Origin of the sequence: Nocardia inohanensis NBRC 100128 (assembly GCF_001612945.1) — a bacterium.
GTDB lineage: Bacteria > Actinomycetota > Actinomycetes > Mycobacteriales > Mycobacteriaceae > Nocardia > Nocardia inohanensis.
This window is the reverse complement of the sequence record NZ_BDBK01000007.1, coordinates 289,326-308,319: the sequence shown is the minus strand read 5'-3', so window position 1 is coordinate 308,319 and position 18,994 is coordinate 289,326. Positions and strand designations below refer to the sequence as shown.

At 69.0% G+C, this 18,994-nt stretch carries 14 protein-coding genes; 10 read left to right on the top strand and 4 right to left on the bottom strand.

What is annotated here, in order from left to right; genetic code table 11:
* Positions 1-79: 79 nt before the first annotated feature.
* A complete protein-coding gene (locus NI1_RS15560; protein ID WP_067820433.1) occupies positions 80-901 on the top strand; it encodes a crotonase/enoyl-CoA hydratase family protein in 822 nt (273 codons plus the stop codon).
* 109 nt (positions 902-1,010) lie between these two features.
* Entirely contained in the window at positions 1,011-2,579 is a 1,569-nt protein-coding gene (locus NI1_RS15555) for an MDR family MFS transporter (protein ID WP_067820430.1), read from the top strand.
* A gap of 45 nt (positions 2,580-2,624) precedes the next feature.
* On the opposite strand, the gene ppa is transcribed toward NI1_RS15555, so the two are convergent.
* A complete protein-coding gene (gene ppa / locus NI1_RS15550; protein WP_067820427.1) occupies positions 2,625-3,116 on the bottom strand; it encodes an inorganic diphosphatase in 492 nt (163 codons plus the stop codon).
* 156 nt (positions 3,117-3,272) lie between these two features.
* Between ppa and dacB the strand changes: the two genes are divergently transcribed.
* The 5 genes from dacB to NI1_RS15525 all read left to right on the top strand — a co-directional run bounded on the left by dacB (position 3,273) and on the right by NI1_RS15525 (position 8,898).
* A complete protein-coding gene (dacB, locus tag NI1_RS15545) occupies positions 3,273-4,733 on the top strand; it encodes a D-alanyl-D-alanine carboxypeptidase/D-alanyl-D-alanine endopeptidase (protein ID WP_084523239.1) in 1,461 nt (486 codons plus the stop codon).
* Between the two features lie 13 nt (positions 4,734-4,746).
* Positions 4,747-5,949, top strand: coding sequence for a zinc-dependent metalloprotease (locus tag NI1_RS15540; protein WP_084523269.1), 1,203 nt, complete (start codon positions 4,747-4,749; stop codon positions 5,947-5,949).
* A gap of 78 nt (positions 5,950-6,027) precedes the next feature.
* The gene (gene tilS, locus NI1_RS15535) at positions 6,028-7,044 is read left to right on the top strand and encodes a tRNA lysidine(34) synthetase TilS (RefSeq protein ID WP_067820424.1); all 1,017 of its coding nucleotides are present in this window, start codon (positions 6,028-6,030) and stop codon (positions 7,042-7,044) included.
* A gap of 16 nt (positions 7,045-7,060) precedes the next feature.
* Positions 7,061-7,618, top strand: coding sequence for a hypoxanthine phosphoribosyltransferase (hpt, locus tag NI1_RS15530; RefSeq protein ID WP_067718685.1), 558 nt, complete (start codon positions 7,061-7,063; stop codon positions 7,616-7,618).
* 389 nt (positions 7,619-8,007) lie between these two features.
* A complete protein-coding gene (locus NI1_RS15525) occupies positions 8,008-8,898 on the top strand; it encodes a LysR family transcriptional regulator (RefSeq protein WP_067820421.1) in 891 nt (296 codons plus the stop codon).
* A 135-nt stretch (positions 8,899-9,033) separates the two neighbouring features.
* Here NI1_RS15525 and NI1_RS15520 read toward each other — a convergent pair whose 3' ends face one another.
* Positions 9,034-10,323, bottom strand: coding sequence for an amidase (locus NI1_RS15520; protein WP_067820615.1), 1,290 nt, complete (start codon positions 10,321-10,323; stop codon positions 9,034-9,036).
* Positions 10,324-10,757: 434 nt separating this feature from the next.
* On the opposite strand from NI1_RS15520, the gene NI1_RS15515 reads away from it, so the two are divergent.
* From NI1_RS15515 to NI1_RS38715, 3 genes are read left to right on the top strand one after another with little or no spacing between them, the layout of a single operon-like run.
* Entirely contained in the window at positions 10,758-13,268 is a 2,511-nt protein-coding gene (locus tag NI1_RS15515) for a serine/threonine-protein kinase (RefSeq protein WP_067820418.1), read from the top strand.
* The gene (locus NI1_RS39865; RefSeq protein ID WP_067820415.1) at positions 13,265-16,510 is read left to right on the top strand and encodes a protein kinase domain-containing protein; all 3,246 of its coding nucleotides are present in this window, start codon (positions 13,265-13,267) and stop codon (positions 16,508-16,510) included. The genes NI1_RS15515 and NI1_RS39865 overlap by 4 nt, the downstream gene beginning before the upstream one ends.
* Positions 16,511-16,563: 53 nt before the next feature.
* A complete protein-coding gene (locus tag NI1_RS38715) occupies positions 16,564-17,247 on the top strand; it encodes a nucleoside/nucleotide kinase family protein (RefSeq protein ID WP_067820612.1) in 684 nt (227 codons plus the stop codon).
* On the opposite strand, the gene NI1_RS15500 is transcribed toward NI1_RS38715, so the two are convergent.
* Together NI1_RS15500 and NI1_RS15495 are read right to left on the bottom strand one after the other, a co-directional pair.
* Positions 17,232-18,122, bottom strand: a complete 891-nt coding sequence (locus NI1_RS15500) for a PfkB family carbohydrate kinase (protein WP_067820412.1) — start codon at positions 18,120-18,122, stop codon at positions 17,232-17,234. The genes NI1_RS38715 and NI1_RS15500 overlap by 16 nt on opposite strands.
* Before the next feature lie 37 nt (positions 18,123-18,159).
* Positions 18,160-18,993, bottom strand: coding sequence for an SDR family oxidoreductase (locus NI1_RS15495; protein WP_067820409.1), 834 nt, complete (start codon positions 18,991-18,993; stop codon positions 18,160-18,162).
* Position 18,994 lies beyond the last annotated feature (1 nt).

Here is an 18,994-nt window from a genome sequence, read left to right as displayed (position 1 = left end):
AAACAGTGCGGCCCAGCAGAATTAGCACACCTTTAACACTGCCTGTCCGGGACACCGGCACCCCCGATACGCTGGACCGATGACCGATTGGAAGGCTTTCGAGGTAGAAAGCAAGGACCACGTCGCCCAGGTGACCCTGACCGGCCCCGGCAAGGGCAATGCCATGGGCCCGGACTTCTGGCGCGAGCTGCCGCTCGTCTTCCGCGAACTCGATGCCGACCCGGAGATCCGGGCCATCGTGCTGACCGGGTCGGGCAAGCACTTCTCCTACGGGCTGGACCTGCCCGCCATGAGCCCGCTGTTCGGGCCGCTGCTGGCCGACAAGGCCCTGGCCGGGCCGCGCACCGACTTCCTGAAGCACGTGCGCGAGATGCAGGACGCGGTGACGGCGGTGGCGGATTGCCGCAAGCCGGTCATCGCGGCCATCTCCGGCTGGTGCATCGGCGGCGGGCTGGATCTGATCGCGGCCGTGGATGTGCGGCTGGCGAGCGCGGACGCCAAGTTCAGCCTGCGCGAGGCGAAGGTGGCGATCGTGGCGGATATCGGGTCGCTGCACCGGCTGCCGGGGATCATCGGCGAGGGGCATGTGCGCGAGCTCGCCCTCACCGGCAAGGACATCGACGCCGTGCGGGCCGAGAAGATCGGGCTGATCAACGAGGTGTTCGAGGATCAGGACGCGGTGCTGAACGCGGCGCACGAGATGGCGCGGGAGATCGCCGCCAACCCGCCGCTGGTGGTGCAGGGCATCAAGGACGTGCTCGATCAGCCGAACCGCGGCAAGGTCGCGGACGGTCTGCGCTACGTCTCGGCCTGGAACGCGGCCTTCCTGCCGTCGGAGGACCTCACCGAGGCCATCACGGCGGTCTTCGAGAAGCGCCCCCCGCGTTTCCGGGGTAGGTAACGACTCTCGTAGCTCTCAGGGGCTTCGCCCCGAACCCCCTGGGATCTGCTAAAAGGACTGTGCACCTCCGGTTCCCCGGCCTATGGTTGGTCGGGGCTGGAGGTTCTTCATGGCTACATCCGAAGTGCGCGAGTCGACCGGCGAAGGCGACTTCACCCACAGGCAAATATTGGTGATCTTGAGTGGCCTGCTGCTCGGCATTCTGCTCGCGGCGCTGGATCAGACCATCGTCTCCACGGCGATCCGCACCATTGCCGATGATCTCGACGGCTACGCCCTGCAAGCCTGGGCCACCACCGCGTATCTGATCACCGCCACGCTGGCCACGCCGCTGTACGGCAAACTCTCGGATATGTACGGGCGCAAGCCTTTCTACCTCGCCGCCATATCCATCTTCCTGACCGGTTCGCTGCTGTGCACCTTCGCGCAATCCATGTACGAGCTGGCCATTTTCCGGGCCGTTCAGGGTTTGGGTGCGGGTGGATTGATGTCGCTGGCGCTCACCATCGTCGGCGATATCGTGAGCCCGCGCGAAAGGTCGCGCTACCAAGGCTATTTCCTGGCGGTGTTCGGCACCTCCAGCGTGATCGGCCCGGTGCTGGGCGGCTTGTTCGCGGGGCAGGAGAGCATTCTCGGAATCGCGGGCTGGCGCTGGGTCTTCCTGGTCAATGTGCCGATCGGCCTGTTCACGCTGGCGGTGGTGACGCGCGTCTTGCAGCTGCCGGTGCGGGAGAAATCCCGTGACCGCGTGGACTATTGGGGTGCGCTGGTGCTGGTCATCGGCCTCACGCCCTTGCTGATCGTCGCCGAACAGGGTCGCGAATGGGGCTGGGGCAGTGGACGTTCGGTGCTCTGCTACGTCATCGGCGGCCTGGGCGTGCTCGGATTCGTGGCGGTGGAGGCCGTCATGGGCGATGCCGCGCTGATCCCGCTGCGCATCTTCGCCAACCGCACCTTCGCGCTCGGCGTGATCATCTCGTTCGTGGTGGGCGCGGGCATGTTCGGCGGAATCCTGTTGCTGCCACAGTATTTGCAGGTGGTGCGGGGCGCGAGCCCGATGGTCGGCGGTCTGGAGATGCTGCCGATGGTGCTGGGCATGATGCTCGGCTCGGTACTGTCCGGGCAGCTGATCTCGCGGACCGGGCGCTATCGGCCGTACACCGTTCTGGGCGCGGCCATGATCACGCTGGGCCTGTTCCTGCTGCACTATCTGCGCACCGATACGCCGTTCTGGATCGTGGTGCTGTACATGCTGTGCGTGGGATTCGGGCTCGGGAATCTCATGCAGCCGCTCATCGTGGCCTTGCAGAATGCCTTGCCGCCCAAGGATATGGGCGTCTCGACCGCCGCCGCCACCTTCTTCCGGCAGATCGGCGGCACGCTGGGCGCGGCGGTTTTCCTGTCGATTCTCTTCACCCGGCTCGTCCCGAACATCAAGTCGAAACTCGGTGTGACGGTAGAGACCTCGAACGCGCCGACCGAGAAGGTGCTCAGCGACAGTTCGATCATCAAACACCTGCCCCCGCAGATCGCGCGGGCCTTCCAGGACGGATTCGCCGAATCGCTGTCCACGGTGTTCCTGACCACCTCGGCGGTCACGCTGGTGGCATTGATCCTGGTCCTGTTCTGGAAGGAAGTACCGCTCCGCACCACCGCCGGGCTCGGAGCCGGAGAATGACGAAGGGGCGCGAACCGATCCGGCCCACGCCCCCTCACCCGCGACTCAGTGCGAGCCCTGCTCCTTCAACCGGGCGTACGCCTCGGTCACCAGTCTCTCGGCCTTCTCACGGTTCTCCCAGCCCTCGACCTTGACCCACTTGCCGGGCTCCAGGTCCTTGTAGCGCTCGAAGAAGTGCGCGATCTCCTTGCGCTGGAACTCCGGGATGTCCTCGACGTCCTGGATGTGATCCCAGCGCTTGTCCTTGTTCGGGACCGCGACCAGCTTCTCGTCGGTGCCGGCCTCATCGCTCATGATGAGCACGCCCACCGGACGCGCCTCGACCAGCACACCCGGGAACACCGGCTCGGGCAGCAGCACCATGCAATCCAGCGGATCGCCGTCGCCGCCGAGGGTGTTCTCGATGTATCCGTAGTCGGCCGGGTACATCATCGGCGTGTACAGGTAGCGGTCCAGCCGCACGCGTCCCGTCTCGTGATCGACCTCGTACTTGTTGCGCTGACCCCGGGGGATCTCGATGGTGACGTCGAACTCCACGTCAACTCCTTCTTCAGTGGGCGGTATGGCTGCCGACTCGCCAGCTCGTTCGGGGGAACGACTGCGCAACGAGGATAGTGTGGAGCGCGGGCGTGTGGGTTCGGCAGGGACGCCCGGGGCATTCCCCACCACAGGTATCAGGGAGACAGCGGGCAGGTGTCGGTCAAGAACAAGCAGAACATCGGTGGTCTGGAGGCCAAGCGCCGCAAGCGAACCTGGATCGTGGTGTTGTCAGCGCTGGTCGTCGTGGTGGTCGCGGTCGCGGCCGTGGTGCTGACGGTGAAACCGTGGACGGAGGAGTTCCGGCACGGTGGTTTGACGATCGCCGCGCCGCCCGCGCCGGTCAAGGCGATACCGCAGGTCGCGCCCGCGCCGGTGACCGCGCCCGCCCCGAGCACGGCCGGATTGGCGGCGGCGCTCGCACCCGTGGTCGGCAATCCCGACCTGGGGATCTTCGCCGCTTCGGTCTCCGATGGCGACAGCGGGCAGGTGCTCTGGACGCAGGACGCGGATAAGCCGATGATCCCGTCCTCGACCGCCAAGATCATTACCGTGGCGGCGGCGCTGCTGGCGCTGCCGGGTGATCATCGCCTCACCACCACCGTGGTGACCGGTTCCGCGCCCGGCGAGATCGTGCTGGTGGGCGGCGGCGATCCGACCATCACCGCACAGCCGGACGGTAAGGGCTACTACCCGAACTCGGCCAAGCTCTCGGATCTCGTCACACAGGTGAAAGCCGCTGGGCAGCGGGTGGATTCGATCGTGGTCGACAACTCCGCCTATACCGGGCCGAGCATGGCTCCGGGCTGGGAGGCGCCCGATATCGCGGGCGGCTCCATCGCGCCGATGGATTCGGTGATGATCGACGGCGGGCGGCTGGATCCGCTGGTGGAGTACTCGCCGCGCACCGATTCGCCCGCGCTCGACGCGGGCCGCAAACTCGCCGCCGCGCTCGGGGTGGATCCGGCGCGGGTGAAGCTCGGCGGCAAGCCCGCCGCGGCCACCCAGCTCGCCGCCGTGCAGTCCGCGCCGCTGCGGGACCGGCTGCGCGATCTGATGATCCACTCCGACAATGTGCTGGCCGAGGCCGTCGGGCGGGAACTGGCCGTGGCCACCGGGCAGGAGCCGTCCTTCACCGGCGCGGTCACCGCCATGAGCACCGTGCTGCGCGCCGCCGGATTCGATCTGACCGGCATGACCATGCTCGACAACAGCGGCCTGTCCACCGACGACCGCATCCCCGCCCGCCTGCTCAATCGGGTGCTGACGGTGGCCGCGCTGCCCGACACCGCTGGCGGCCAAGGCAATTCGACCGGCGACCCCACCCCCGCCGGCGCCGCCGACGATCCGCTCGCCGGCCTGCTCGACTACCTGCCGGTGGCGGGCGGCACCGGCTCGCTGGCCAGCCGTTATGTCACCCGCGACCGGGCCGGTGCGGGCTGGGTGCGGGCCAAGACCGGAACTCTTTCCGTGGCAAGCACGTTGGTCGGGTATGTGCTGGATCGCGACGGCCGGGTGCTCACCTTCGCGCTGATGTCCAACGAACGGCCGCCCGAGGCGAGCCGTCCGGCGCTGGACGCCGTCGCCACCGCACTGCGCAACTGTGGCTGCTCCTGACGGGTGGATGAACATGACCGAACCCGAACCGAATTCGGCCGGCCGGCCGGGCCCCGGGGAGCACGCCTCCGGCGATCCCGGTCCGGAGTCCGGCCGGAAGGCACGAGAGCACGGTGAATTCGTCCGGAGGGAGCAGACGGTGAGCAATACCGAGACGAAGGAGCCGACCGGAAAACGGTCGCAGCTGGCCGGGTCGGTGGATTGGGGGCTGGCCGCGCGCACGGGTGCGGCGCTGGTGCCCTCCGGGCCGCGCACCAGCCGGTACTCCGCCGAGCAGGCCGTCACCGAACTGGCGGAGGCTTCGGTGCGGGCCGAAGGTCCGGTGCGGGAGGTGAGCCGGCTCGTCGACGACGCCCCGGTGCCCGCGGCGTTGATCGTGGACCGGCCCGGCTGGATCAGGGCCGCCGCCGACTCCATGGCCCAGCTCACCGGGACCGGGGTGGGGGACGGGCCCGCCAAGGGCATGCTGGGCGGCAAACCGGCGGGCGTGCAGGCGGGCGCCATGCTGGCGTTCCTGTCCACCGCGATCCTCGGGCAGTACGACCCGTTCACCGGCGACGACGGCACGCTGCTGCTGGTCGCGCCCAACATCATGTCGGTGGAGCGCGCACTCGGCGTGCCGCCCAGCGATTTCCGGCTCTGGGTGTGCCTGCACGAGGTCACCCATCGCGTGCAGTTCTCCTCCGCGCCCTGGCTGGCCGGTTACATGCAGCAGAACGTGGAGACGCTCGGCGAGGCCGGTGAGGAACCCCTCGCCGATATGCTCGCCCGCCTGGCCGAAGCGGTGCGCGACCGTCGCAACGGCACCCAGGATCCGGCCGCCGCCGGCGTGGTCGGGTTGCTCCGCGCCACCCAGGCCGAACCTCAGCGCGACGCCCTCGATCGTCTCCTCATGCTCGGCACCCTCCTCGAAGGCCACGCCGATCACGTCATGGACGCCGTCGGCCCCGCCGTGGTCCCCTCGGTCGCCCGCATTCGCGCCGCCTTCGATCAGCGCCGCAAACGCCCCAGCAATCCGCTGCAACGACTACTCCGCGCGCTGCTCGGCATGGATGCCAAAGTGGCGCAATATGTTCGAGGCAAAGCCTTTGTCGACGAAGTGGTGAACACCGTCGGCATGGAACGCTTCAACACCATCTGGACCGATCCGGAAACCCTGCCCCGCACCGACGAGATCGGTGAACCCCAGCTCTGGGTCCGGCGCGTTCTCGGCTGAGGCCACGGCGACCCGGCAGGCGGCAAGATCGGATCCCGAGATGCCGGACGGCAGGTCGGCGCATGCGACGATCGGGGCGTGAACGATCGTCCCCGTTTGCCCGAGACGCGGGCCGTGCTGGCAGTGCGGCACGCGGTCCGGGGGTGGTTGGGGCGGTACCTGCCCGAAGGCGTGGTGGCCGTGGCGCTTTCCGGTGGCGCCGATTCGCTGGCGCTGACCGCCGCCGCCGTGACCGAAGCGGACGCGGTGGATGCCTTCGTCGTCGATCACGGATTGCAGGCCGGGTCCGACGTGGTGGCGGCCGACGCGGTGGCCGCCGCGCTGCGCCTGGGATGCCGATCCGCCCGGGTGCTGCGCGTCGAGGTCGGACGGGCCGGCGGCCTCGAGGCGGCCGCCAGGCGTGCTCGCTACGCGGCCTTGCGGGCGGCTCGCATCGAGGTCGCGGGGGCACCGGTGCTGCTCGGTCACACCCTCGATGATCAGGCCGAAACCGTCCTGCTGGGCTTGGCGCGAGGGTCCGGTGCGCGGTCCATTCAAGGCATGGCGGAGTTCGATGATCCGTGGGGGCGGCCGCTGCTCGGGGTGCGGCGCGAGACGACGCGGCAGGTCTGCGCGGATCTCGGGTTGACGGCTTGGGAGGATCCGCACAACAGCTCGCCCGAATTCACCCGGGTGCGATTGCGTACCGAGGTGCTGCCCTTGCTGGAGGAGGTACTCGGCGGCGGGGTGGCCGCGGCGCTGGGGCGGACCGCGGCGCAGTTGCGCGAGGACGGGGCGGTGCTGGATGGGCTCGCCGAGAAGTTGCTGGCGGAGGCGCGTGATGGCGAGACGCTGGTGATCGAGACGCTCGCCACTGCGGCGCCCGCCTTGCGCCGCCGGGTCATTCGGGCGTGGTTGCTTTCAGCCGGCGCAAAATCATTGACGGACAGCAATTTACGCGCGGTGGAAGCGCTGGTCACGGCGTGGCGCGGGCAGGGCGGGGTGGCCGTGGGCGGTTCGATCAGCGGGACCAGGTTGGTTGCCGGGCGTGAACATGGCAGGCTCATACTGGGCTTGCACCACATCGGACCCGATCTGGGTCGACATCATCACTGAAGGGAAACCAGCGCACGTGTACGGGGATGACATCGCGTCGGTGCTGATCAGCGAAGACCAGATCGCGGCCAAGGTCGACGAGCTCGCGGAACTGGTTGCCAAGCGTTATCCGGCCGGTGCGCCCGAGGGCGATCTGCTGCTGGTGGGCGTACTCAAGGGCGCCATCTTCTTCATGACCGATCTGGCGAAGAAGCTGACCGTGCCGACCCAGATGGAGTTCATGGCGGTCTCCTCCTACGGATCCTCCACCTCCTCCTCGGGCGTGGTCCGGATCATGAAGGACCTGGACAAGGACATCGCGGGGCGCAACGTCCTGATCGTCGAGGACATCATCGACTCGGGCCTGACGCTGTCGTGGCTGCTGCGCAACCTCTCCAGCCGCAACCCGGCCTCCCTGGAGGTCGTCACCCTGCTGCGCAAGCCCGATGCGCTGCGCACCCAGGTGGACGTGATGGCCGTCGGCTTCGACATCCCGAACGAGTTCGTGGTGGGCTACGGCCTGGACTACGCCGAGCGCTACCGCGACCTGCCGTACATCGGCACCCTGGACCCGAAGGTCTACGGCGGAAAATAGCCCGCGAGACTGCTGAACGGGCGCTCGAGTTCAAGCCGTCCACCGACTTCGGTGGGCGGCTTTTCGTCTTATGTGACTAATTTCACTTCTGGTACGCAGGGGCGGTGCGGCCGGTTGCCGGGTCCCGTTGCTGAAAGTCCGCGCGTGCTGTCCCCAGGTGAGCGCCCGGATAAACCGTGGCGTATGTTACTGCTGGTCACATGTTCACATGATGCGTGAGACAGCCCGTCGCAGAGAATGGCCAGGAATTCGCGACGCCGGTTACCGGAAAGTTTCGAGTCAGCCCTATGCTGTCTGTAACAAACCTGACGGCTGTTTTCTGACTCGATTGCAAACTTTCGGGTCGGATTCAGCTGGAAATTCAAGACCGATTCTGATAGCAAGGGGCTATGGACCCGCATTTGCGCGACCTGCGGTATTTCGTCGCCGTCGCTGAGGAACTGCACTTCACCAATGCCGCGCAGCGGCTGCACATCGCTCAACCCACCCTCTCCCGGCAGATCCGTCAGTTGGAACGGCAGCTCGACGTGGTCCTGTTCGACCGCAACCAGCGCAGCGTGGCACTGACCGTCGCGGGCAAGGAACTGCTCGAGGGCGCCCGGAAGATCCTGGAGCTCTGGGAGGTCACCAACGTGGCGCTCCAGGAGGCCGGCGAGGTGCTGCGCGTCGGCATCCAGTCCTCCATCGGACGCGGGCTGATCACCGATCTGGAGAGCGCCAGCGGACACCGCCTGGCCCTGCACTCGGCATCCTGGACCGACCCTTCCTCCGGCCTGGCCGGGCGACAGGCGGACCTGGCGCTGATGTGGCTGCCCGTACCCGACACCAGCCGCTATCGCTGGCAGGTGCTGCGTACCGAGCCGCGCTGGGTGCTGCTGCCCGAGAACCACGCGCTGGCCAATCAGGAGACCATCGACTTCGCGGATCTGGCCGATGAGCCCTTCATCGCCATGCCCGCCGAAGCCGGTGCGGCCCGCGACTTCTGGCTCGGTGCGGACGCCCGCGCCGGACGCCAGATCAAGATCGGCGCCGAGGCCGCCACCGCCGAGGAGCGCCTGGAGGCCGTCTCGCTGGGGCTGGGCGTCTGCCTGCTGGCCGAGAACAATGTCCCGATGTACCGCTGGCCCGGTCTGACCGCCCGCCCGCTCACCGGCCTCGCCCCGTGCGAGCTCGCGGTGGCCTGGCGCGCCGACGACGACCGCCCGACCATTCTGGAGTTCGCCGCGCGTGTGCTCGAAGGTGGTTTCGCGGAGGCCAAGGAAGCGGTTGCCGCGCAGTAGCGCGTCACCGGCGTGCGCCCGCGCCGGGCGGCGGCAGGAGTCGGAGGTTGCCGCCGCCGCGGGTGAGGTTCGCGCCGAACCGAATTCGAGGAGCCGCTCGCAGCACCGCTGCGGGCGGCTCTTGCGCGTACCGGGCTAAGCGGTCGTGCGCGGCCAGGGATGAGCGGACTCGAGTTGGGCGGCCAGCCACAGCAAGGTCGATTCGCTGCCGGGCGGGCCCGCCAGCTGAGCGGCCACGGGGGTCTCGGTGCGCGGATGGAAACCCATCGGAACCGTGATGGCGGGCCAGCCGACCAGATTCCACAGCGGCGTGAACGGCGAGAAGCGAGTATTCGCAACGACATTCGCGAACCAGGGGCGGGCATGCCAGCGCCCGGCGCGCGGCGGCGGCGTCGCGAGCGTGGGCGTGATGACCACGTCGTAGCGTTCGAAATAATCCTGTAGCCGGGCCTCGACGCGATCCACCTGCGACGGCCGCAGCAGGCCGGACTTCAGCGCCAGCCGCCCCAGCCTCGCGTGCGTGCGCGTACGGCGTTGCAGCCGTTCGGGATACGCGGCGGCCGCGGCTTCCACCGCCGCCCCCGCCAGCCAGCGCAACGCCGTCGCGAAAGCCGCACCCTGATAAGGGAGTTCGGCCACGCCGATGGTGTGCCCGGCGGCCGAGGCCGCGGCGGCGGCCTTGTCGGCGGCGGCGGTCCAGGCCCGATCCACCCGGATCAGCGGGAGCGGGGCCGCGGTGGCCAGGCCGATCCGCAGCGCCGGCGGGGTCTCCAGATCCGCGAGATCGGGGCGGTCGGCCAGTACCGAGAGCAGCAGCGCCGCATCCGCGACAGTCGTTGCCAGCACCCCGTTCTCGGTCATCCCGTGCCAAGAATCCACGCCGACCTCGGCGGGCACCAGGCCCCGTCCGGGCTTGATACCGACGAGTCCGCAGCAGGCCGCCGGAATCCGGATCGAGCCCAGCCCGTCATTGCCGTGCGCGACCGGCACCATGCCCGCCGCCACCGCCGCGCCCGCGCCACCGGAGGAGCCCCCGGCGCTGAAGCGCTGATTCCACGGCCCCCGGGTGATCCGGTCCGGCCCGTCGGTGACGCCCCACAACCCGAACTCGGGCATCGTCGTCAGCCCGACCACCACCGCCCCCGCCGCGCGCAGCCGCCGCACCACCGGGTGATCATCCTCGGCCCGCCGGTCCGCGACCGCGAGCGATCCGCCCCGCGTCACCTCCCCGGCCACATCGACATTGTTCTTCACCGCCACCGGCACCCCCGCCAGCGGCAGCACATCCAGTTCGGGCCGCTCGGCCACCGCCCGCGCCTCGCTCCGCGCCGCATCGACGCGAACGACGCTGAACGCGTTCAACTTCCGATCCCGCGCGCGGATCCGCTCCAGCGTCGCCGCCACCACCTCTTCGGGCGTGACCATCCCGTTCTGCACGGCGGCCGCGATCTGTCCGGCCGTACCGCCGGGCAGCAGGGCGGGGTTCACTTCGCTGGCCGCGCGGACGGTGGTGCCCGGGAAATCCGGCTCGGACGGGGTGGGGGAATCCGGCTCGGACGCGGTGGCCGGTGCATCCGGTGCGGAGACGCCGGCTGCTGCCGCCGGTTGCGTTTCGCCGGGAGTTCGGGGGCCGTCCCCCGCCGCTATACCGCCCGTCAGCTGGGTGCCCTCGTCGTACATGCTGGTGTTCCCCCGTCGCTTCGTGGTCGAAATCGGGTGATCCGCTGTTCAGCCGCAAGTTATCATTCGGGCTATTGCTCGGGGATGATGGTGTCGGGTGTGGCGGAAATTCTTCGTCGCAGCCACGGATCGACTGTGCGGATTCGACTGTTTCCGTGCCGAGCCAGCGGGGTGCGGACATGACTTCTGGTTCCGACCACCGTTCCGGCCGTTATACGGCGGGAACGGAATTCAGCGCGGTGGCCGCGTTCGCCGCCGCCTGGGATACCGGCGCCGCGCCGCCCAGCATCGCCGACTTCCTGCCCGACGCGCGCACGCTGCGGCGCAGCGCCCTGCTGGAGTTGATCCGGATCGATATGCGGCATCGCTGGCTGCGGCCCGTGGGGCAGCGGGCGCGCGTGCCGAAACGGCTGCGCGAGTACTGCGCGGAGTTCCCGGAGCTCACCGCGCGCGACCTGCCCGCGGGGCTGGTGTACGAGGAGTTCGTGATCCGCCGGCACAGCGGCGAACGCGTCGATCCCCGGGGTTATCTGCTCGAGTACCCGGATCAGGCGACCGAATTGCGGGAGCTGCTCAATGCCGACGACGAGGATCAGAGCACCCGCCGCGCCGCTCTCGACGAGTCGACGCTCGGGGGCACCAGGCTGGAGGGCACCGCGCTCGGTGATACCACGTACGCGGCGCCCGAGGCCCGGCCGTTGCCCGGGGAAGAGAGCACCCGGGTCCCGGACGCGGGGGAGCTGACCCGGCTGGACGCCTCCCAGCTCACCGCGGCGGCCGAGGGTTCGACCCGGGCCACCGGCGGCATGTCCATCCCCGGCAGCTCGGACCTGCTGGACCGCATCGAAATCGGGCAGCGGATCGATGATTTCGATCTGCTCACCGGGCTGGGCAGCGGCGCGTTCGCCCGGGTGTTCCTGGCCCGGCAGCGCTCACTGCAACGGCTGGTCGCGGTGAAGATCTCCGCCGATCACGGCACCGAACCGCAGACCCTGGCCCAGCTCGATCACGACTACATCGTGCGGGTCTTCGATCAGCGGCTGATGTCGGGTATGCGCACCGAGACCGGACGCCGGCTGCGGCTGCTGTACATGCAGTTCCTGCCCGGCGGGACGCTGCTCGGCGTGCTGCGCTGGGTGCGCGCCACCCCGGCCGCCGAACGCAGCGGGCAACTGCTGCTCGATGCCGTCGACGCCGCCATGGAGGAGAAGGGCGAGATCCGGCCCACCGATTCCAGCGTGCGAGCCGAGATCGCGGCCCTGTCGTGGCCGGAAACCGTTGCGTGGCTGGGCCGCCGGCTCGCCGAAGCCCTCGAATACGCCGACGGGCACGGGGTGCTGCACCGGGATGTGAAGCCCGCCAATGTGCTGCTGACCGCCGAAGCCGTGCCCAAACTCGCCGACTTCAATATCAGCTTCAGCCGCAATCTCGACGATGCCAGCCCGGTCGCCTACTTCGGCGGATCGCTGTCCTACATGTCGCCCGAACAGTTGGAGGCCTGCCATCCGGGCCGGGCCACCAGCGCCGCCGACCTGGACACCCGCGCCGACATCTTCTCGCTGGGCGTGGTGCTGTGGGAATTGCTCACGGGGGCAAAACCATTCGACGACAGCACGGCCGGGCCCGGTGAGCACGGCGACCGCACCACCCTGGAGGCGATGCTGGATCGCCGCCACGGCGGGGTGGAAGCCGCTGCCCTGGAACGGCTTCCCGCCGACTGCCCGGCCGCGCTGCGCCGGGTGCTGCTCACCTGCCTGGCCCCGGATCGCGATCAGCGCTGGAGCAGTGGCGGCGTGCTGGCTCAGCAGCTCGAGCTGTGCCTCGACGAACGCGCCCGCGATCTGGTCGATCCGCCGCCCGACAGCTGGCGGAAACGGTTGCGGCCCTACCTGCTTCCCATTGTCGTGCTGGCGGTCGCGATCCCCAACGGGCTCGCCTCGCTTTACAACATCGCGCACAACGACAGCCTGATCATCAGCCGGTTGTCGGAGTCGGCCATGCGGACGTTCACGCTCACCACGGCGCTGGTCAACCTGGTGTTCTTCCCGTTAGGGGCGGTGGTCATCACCTATCTGTGCCGGGCGGTGATCGTGGTGCCGCGCGGGCTGCGCAAAGGCAAGGTGTACGACCCGGAGACGTTGCGGCGGGCTCGTTCGGACGTATTGCTCACGGGGGAACGCATTTCGTTCGTGGTGTTCTCGCTGTGGGTGATCGCGGGGCTCACCTTCCCGGTCGCATTGCGTTTGGCGAGCGGGGATCTGCCGATGCGGGGCGTGGTGCATTTCCTGGTGTCACTGGTGGTGTGCGGGGCTATCGCGGTCGCCTATCCGTTCTTCCTTGTAACCTTCTATCTGGTGCGCTGCATCTATCCGATGTTCCTGCGGCACGGCGATATCAGCGTCGACGATGCCGCCTGCCTGCGCCGGCTCGGACGGCGCTGCACCACCTACCTCGCCATCGCCGCGTCGGTGCCGCTGCTGGCGGTCGCCGGGGTGACCTTCCTGCCACCCGAGGACATTCCGCGGGTGATCGTGGCCGTACGGGTGCTCAGCGTGGGCGGGATCGCGGCCTTCGTGGCGGTGTACGCCATGTTCCGGGCGCTGGAGGCGGACTTGCTGGCGCTGGAACGCGTGGTGGCGCCGGGGCGGGCGGCACACGAGGGCGGGGACGCATCAGGCAGCCGGACGTGAACGAGCATCCGGCGCAGGCGGTTTCCCGATTCGCCGCCGAATGGGAATCCACGCTGCGCGGGGAACGGAACGAACCGCCCCGACTCCAGCCCTTCCTGCCCGATGGACGGCAGGCGCGCCTGGCCCTGCTCACCGAACTGGTGTGGATGGATGTGCGCAGGCGCCGGCGGCGGGCCGGTCTGGAGAAACGGATCCTCGACTACCGCACCGAATTCCCGGAGGTCACCGCCAGCCCGGAATACGCCGACCTGGTCTTCGAGGAATTCCTCGCCTGCGGCCGCCGCGGGCAACCGGACGTCGAAACCTTCGTCGTCGATTACCCAGAGGTGGCGGACGAGATCCGCCGCCGCGCCACCGAAGCCGCCGCTCCCCGCCCCGACCCCACCTCCTTGCCCGACGATATCGAAACCGGCCGCCGCCTGGACGATTTCGACCTGCTCACCCGGCTCGGCGGCACCGACCACAGCCGCATGTTCCTGGCCCGCCAACGCTCCATGCAACGCCTCGTCGCCGTCCGCGTGGAATCCGGCGCCGACAGCGACACCCCCACCGTCGCCCAGCTCGACCATCAGCACATCGTCCGCGTCTACGACCAGCGCCTCATCGCCGACGGCAGCACCGGCAAACCCCTCCGCCTGCTCTACATGCAATACCACCCCGGCGGCACCGTGGATGGCGTCCTCACCCAACTCCGCCACGCCCGCGCAACCGAATCGACCCCGGCGGAACGAGATTCGAATCCGCACGCGAGAGAACCGGTCCCGGTGGAGCATTCGGGAGTTTCTACTCCAGCCGGTCGCCCAGGAGTCACTGCGTCGACCGGCGCGGACGGAGTCTCCGCTCCGACCGATGTGGACGGAGTCATCGTGCCGAGCGACGCGGGCGGAGTCTCCGGACCGACCGATGTGGACGAAGTCTTCGTGCCGAGCGACGTGGGCGGAGTCTCCGCGTCGAGCGACGTCGACGAAGTCTCCGCGTCGAGCGACGTCGACGAAGTCTCCGTGCCGATCGATGCGGCTCAAGGCTTCGCGCCGTCCGGCGTGGCCGGAGTCTCCGTGCCGATCGATGCGGCTCAAGGCTTCGCGCCGTCCGACGTAGCCCGAGTCTCCGCGTCGACCGATGCGGCCGAAGTCTCGGCTTCGACCGATGCGGCCGGAGACTCGGTGACCATCGATGCGGCCGGAGACTCGGTGCCGACCGACGTGGACAGCGACTCCATGCCGACCGACGTGGACAGCGACTCCATGCCGACCGACGTGGGCAGAGTTGTCCCTCGGTCGGAGCGACTGCGGGCCGATGTGCGGATCGGGCGAGCGGTCGCGGCCGCGCGTACGGGGCGCGGGCATTCCGACGTACCCCGCATCACCGGCGCGGTACTGCTCGCGGCGGTCGATGCGGCCATGGAGGCGCGGGGCGAGATTCGTTCCGCCGCATCGTCGCCGGTGCGGGCGGAGATCGCGGAGCTGAGCTGGCCGGAGACCGTCGCCTGGGTGGGCCGGCGGCTGGCGGAGGCGCTCGAGTACGCGCAGCGGCACGGGGTGCTGCATCACGATATCCGGCCCGGAAACGTGATCTTCACGGCCGAAGGCGTGCCGAAGCTGGCGGATTTCACGGTCGGACCGCTGTATCCCCCCGACGATCGCGCAGGCATCGAAACGCTGCGCTACCGCTCGCCGGAAGCGCTCGCCGCACTGGACCCGCGCGCCGCACTGGACGCCGGCTACGTCGCCTCGGGTGCCGAAGGACAGGGTGCATCGGCTGTCCCCGACACGCGCAGCGACATCTACTCACTCGGCCTGCTGCTATGGGAAATGCTCACCGGCACACTGCCCTTCGATGAGCCGGTGACAGATGGACTGCCGGACGGGCATCGCGCGGTGGCGGATGCGCCGGAAAGCGATCCACGCCCGGGCGGCATTTCGGCACGCGCGTCGAGTGGAGCGGTGACCGTGGGCGGTGCGGCGGCAACCTCGGGTGGGGAAGGTGCGGCGGTGCCGGGTGTGGGTGGCGCGGCTGGGGCGGCTTTGGAGCGGGGTGGGTCTTCGGTGGGTGCGGCGGCAACTTCCGGCGAGGGAGGTGCGGCGGTGCCGGGTGTGGGTGGCGCGGCTGGGGCGGCATTGGACCGGGGTGGCTCTTCGGTGGGTGCGGCGGCAACCCCCGGCGGGGGAGGTGCGGCCGGGGCGGCGTTGGACCTGGGCGGCTCTTCGGTGGGGTCGGCCGGTGATGGCAGGGTGCGAGTGTTGTTGCGGCAGCGGATGATCGGGGTTCCTGAGGGGGCGTTCGAGGGTCTGCCCGCGGATACGCCTGCGACGTTGCGGCGGGTGCTGGCTACCTGTTTGGAGGTCGATCCCGAGCGGCGGTGGCAGAACGGGGCCGAGTTGGCGGGGCAGTTGGATCTTTGTTTGGATGCGCGGGCTCGGGATCTGGTGGATGCGCCGCCGCGGAGTTCGTGGGCGCGGTTGCGGGGGTGGCCGGTGCCGATCGCGGCCTTGTGTGTGGGGTTGCCGAATCTGCTGGCGAGTGTGTACAACATTCGGCTGAATCAGAGTTTGATCGTGGATCGGTTGTCGGCGGCCGACCAGGAGCGGTTCGCGACGGTGGCGCTGGTGAACAATGGGATCGCGTTTCCGTTGGCCGCGTTCGTGTTGTTGTGGCTGGCGCGGCGACCGCTGACCGTCACCTATCGGCTGGCGCGCGGGCGGCACTATGCGCCGGCGGAATTGGAGCGGGCGCGGCGGGATACCTTGCTCATGGGGGAGCGGACGGTATGGGTGCCGTTCGCCATGTGGATACTCGCGGGAGTGGCTTGGCCACTGGGACTTTCGCGGATGGGGGCGCATCTATCTGGGCAGGCGTACGCGCACTTCTTCGCGGCGCAAGTGGTGTGTGCGGCGATCGCGCTGGCCTATCCGTTCTTCCTGATCGCGGTGTACTCGGTGCGCTCGCTGTATCCGCAGCTGCTGGCTCGGGGCGCGATCGGGCCGGAGGATCGGCGGCAGCTGTCGGCCTTGGCGCGGCGGGCGAATTTCTATCTGGCGGTGGCGGCCTCGGTGCCGCTGCTCGGGGTGGCGAGCGCGACCTTCGTCTCCGGGGCGGAGATGGCGGTGGTGATCGTGACGGTGCGCTGGCTCAGCGTCGGCGGCATACTCGCCTTCGTGCTCAGCTTCCTGCTTTTTCAGCGTCTGGAGGCGGACCTGCGCGCCCTGGTGCGGGCGATTCCGCAGGGCGCGCGACAAGGGTGACGCATCCGGGCGAGCCCGCCCGGATTCCGGTGCCGGTTCCGTACGCTGGGCGGGTGACCCGGGGCACTGTCGAGACCTCCTTGGCGGAGTTGGCGGCGCGGATTCGCGCGCGTGCCGACGGACGGGGCGGACGGTTCGTGCTGGGGATCGCGGGACCGCCCGGAGCCGGGAAATCCACGCTGGCGCGCGGGGTTCGGGACGAATTGAATATTGCCGCCGGCAGCGAGTTCGCGGAGGTCGCGCCGATGGACGGCTTCCATTTCAGCAATGCGCGATTGTCTGCGGACGGGAAGCTGGCGCGCAAAGGGGAACCGGACACCTTCGATGTCGCCGGGTATGTGCGGCTGCTGCGGGCGCTGCGGGAGGCTCCACTGGGGGAGACGGTGGCGTGGCCGACCTACTCGCGGGAACTGCACGAACCCGTCCCCGGCGGCGTGGTTTTCGATCGGCAGCGGGTCGTGATCACCGAGGGCAATTACCTGCTGCTCGACGATCACGGGACGCCCGGCTGGTCGGCGGTGCGGCGGCTGCTGGACGAGACCTGGTATCTGGATGTGCCGCGGCCGATCATCGAAAGGCGATTGCTGCGCAGGCATATTCGCGGCGGGCGCACGCCGGAAGCGGCGAAGGACAAAGTGGCACAGAGTGACCTGCTCAATGCGCGACTGGTGGAGACGACCCGGTTCACCGCGGATCTGGTGTTGCGCAAATACGGGCGCGGTTATCGCTTCGGCTGAATTGTCCGGTGTCGCATCCATTCCCGAGTGCCGGTGAAACGGCAGGACTCGGTCGCCACCTCCGCGGCGTGCGCCAGGGCGGTGGGGAACGGTTCGCCGAGGGCATGAAAATGGCAGAACGCGCCGTGCAGGATATCGCCGGCGCCGAGGGTGTCGACGGCTCCTTCGACAGGCACCGAGACCTGACCGCGCTCGCCGTACAGCGAATAGGTGATGGGCTGCCCGCCGTCCGTGATCGCCACCAGATCCGGCCCCGCCGAATGCAGGAACTCGATCACCGCTTCGGCCGAATGCTGTTGCACGCCGGGCGGAACGAAAGCCGACGAGCAGATGGCGATATCGACCAACGGCAGCAGATCGGCGTGCACCTCCCGCCAGCGTCCGGCGTCCAGCACCACCGGGACGCCCGCGAGCTGCGCCGCTTCCGCCAGGCGCAGTGCGGGTTCCGCGTAGTGGCCGTCGACCAGCACCAGCGGCGCGCCCGCCGGCAGTTCGACGGCCGAGGTGTCGAAGGCCGGTTCGATGCGAGAACCGTCCAGCGACACGATGGTCCGGGTGGCGGACTCGGTGGCGACCACGATCGAGGAGACCGGCGGCTGCGCCGCACGCTCCGGTGTCAGGTCCGCGACCCGTACCCCGTGCTGCCGCAGATCCTCCCGGATCAGCTCCGCCAGTGCGTGTTTGCCCAGCGCGGTGACCAGCGCCGGTTCCCGATTCGACAGGAAGGCGTAGGTCACCGCCGCATTGGCGGCCGGACCACCGGCCCCCAGGAACAAATCGTCGGCCTGGGTCTTGCTGTCCTCCGCCGGATACCGGCCCACCGTGTAGGCCAGATCCAGCGTGGACAAGCCGACGAAGACCGCACCGGTATCCATGGCGGACGACGATACCGGTCCGACCGGTCGCCGCCGTTCAGTCGTTGCGGACCCGGTTCTCGTACGCCTTGCGGGCGTCGGAGTCCACATCGTCGAGGAACGCGTTCTGCGCACCCAGCGCCCGGCCGATGGCATCGCCCACCGCCTCGGGTAGCAGCCCGACCACCTGGGCGATGATGCCCGCGACGGCGGTCACCCGGACCTTGGACTTGGGTTCGACGATCAGCTTGGCGATGGCGTCGGCGATCTCCTCCGGCTCGGCCGGGCGCAGCAGCTTGGGAGCCGTGACACCCGATCCCAGTTCGGTTTTGGTCAGCGTCGGCAGCACCGAGGAGAACCGCAGACCGGTGCCGCGGTACTCCTCGCGCAGTGTGTCGGTGAAGCCGAGCACCGCGTGCTTGGAGGCGTTGTAGGTGGCCAGACCCGGAATATGGGTCTCGCCGGCCAGCGACGCGATATTGATGACGTGCCCGCGCCCGCGCGGCAGCATGCGCGCCAGCGCCAGCTTGGAGCCCAGGATCACGCCGTACACATTGATGTCCAGAATGCGGTGGGTAACCTGATCGGGTTCGTCCACCAGGCGGCCGGTGGGCATGATCCCGGCATTGTTGACCAGTACATCGATCGGGCCGAGGCGCTGCTCCACCTCGTCCAGGAACGCGGTGAAGGACTGCTGATCGGTGACGTCCAGCTTGCCGTAGACCTCGAAACCCCTTGCCGCACCGGACTCTTTGACGGTGGTCTCGTCGATGTCGCCGATGGCGATGCGGGCGCCCAGCGCCTGTAGGGCCGTCGCCGTGGCGAGGCCGATACCGCGGGCGCCACCGGTGATGACGACCACCTTGCCGGCGATCGAACCGAAGTCGGTCATG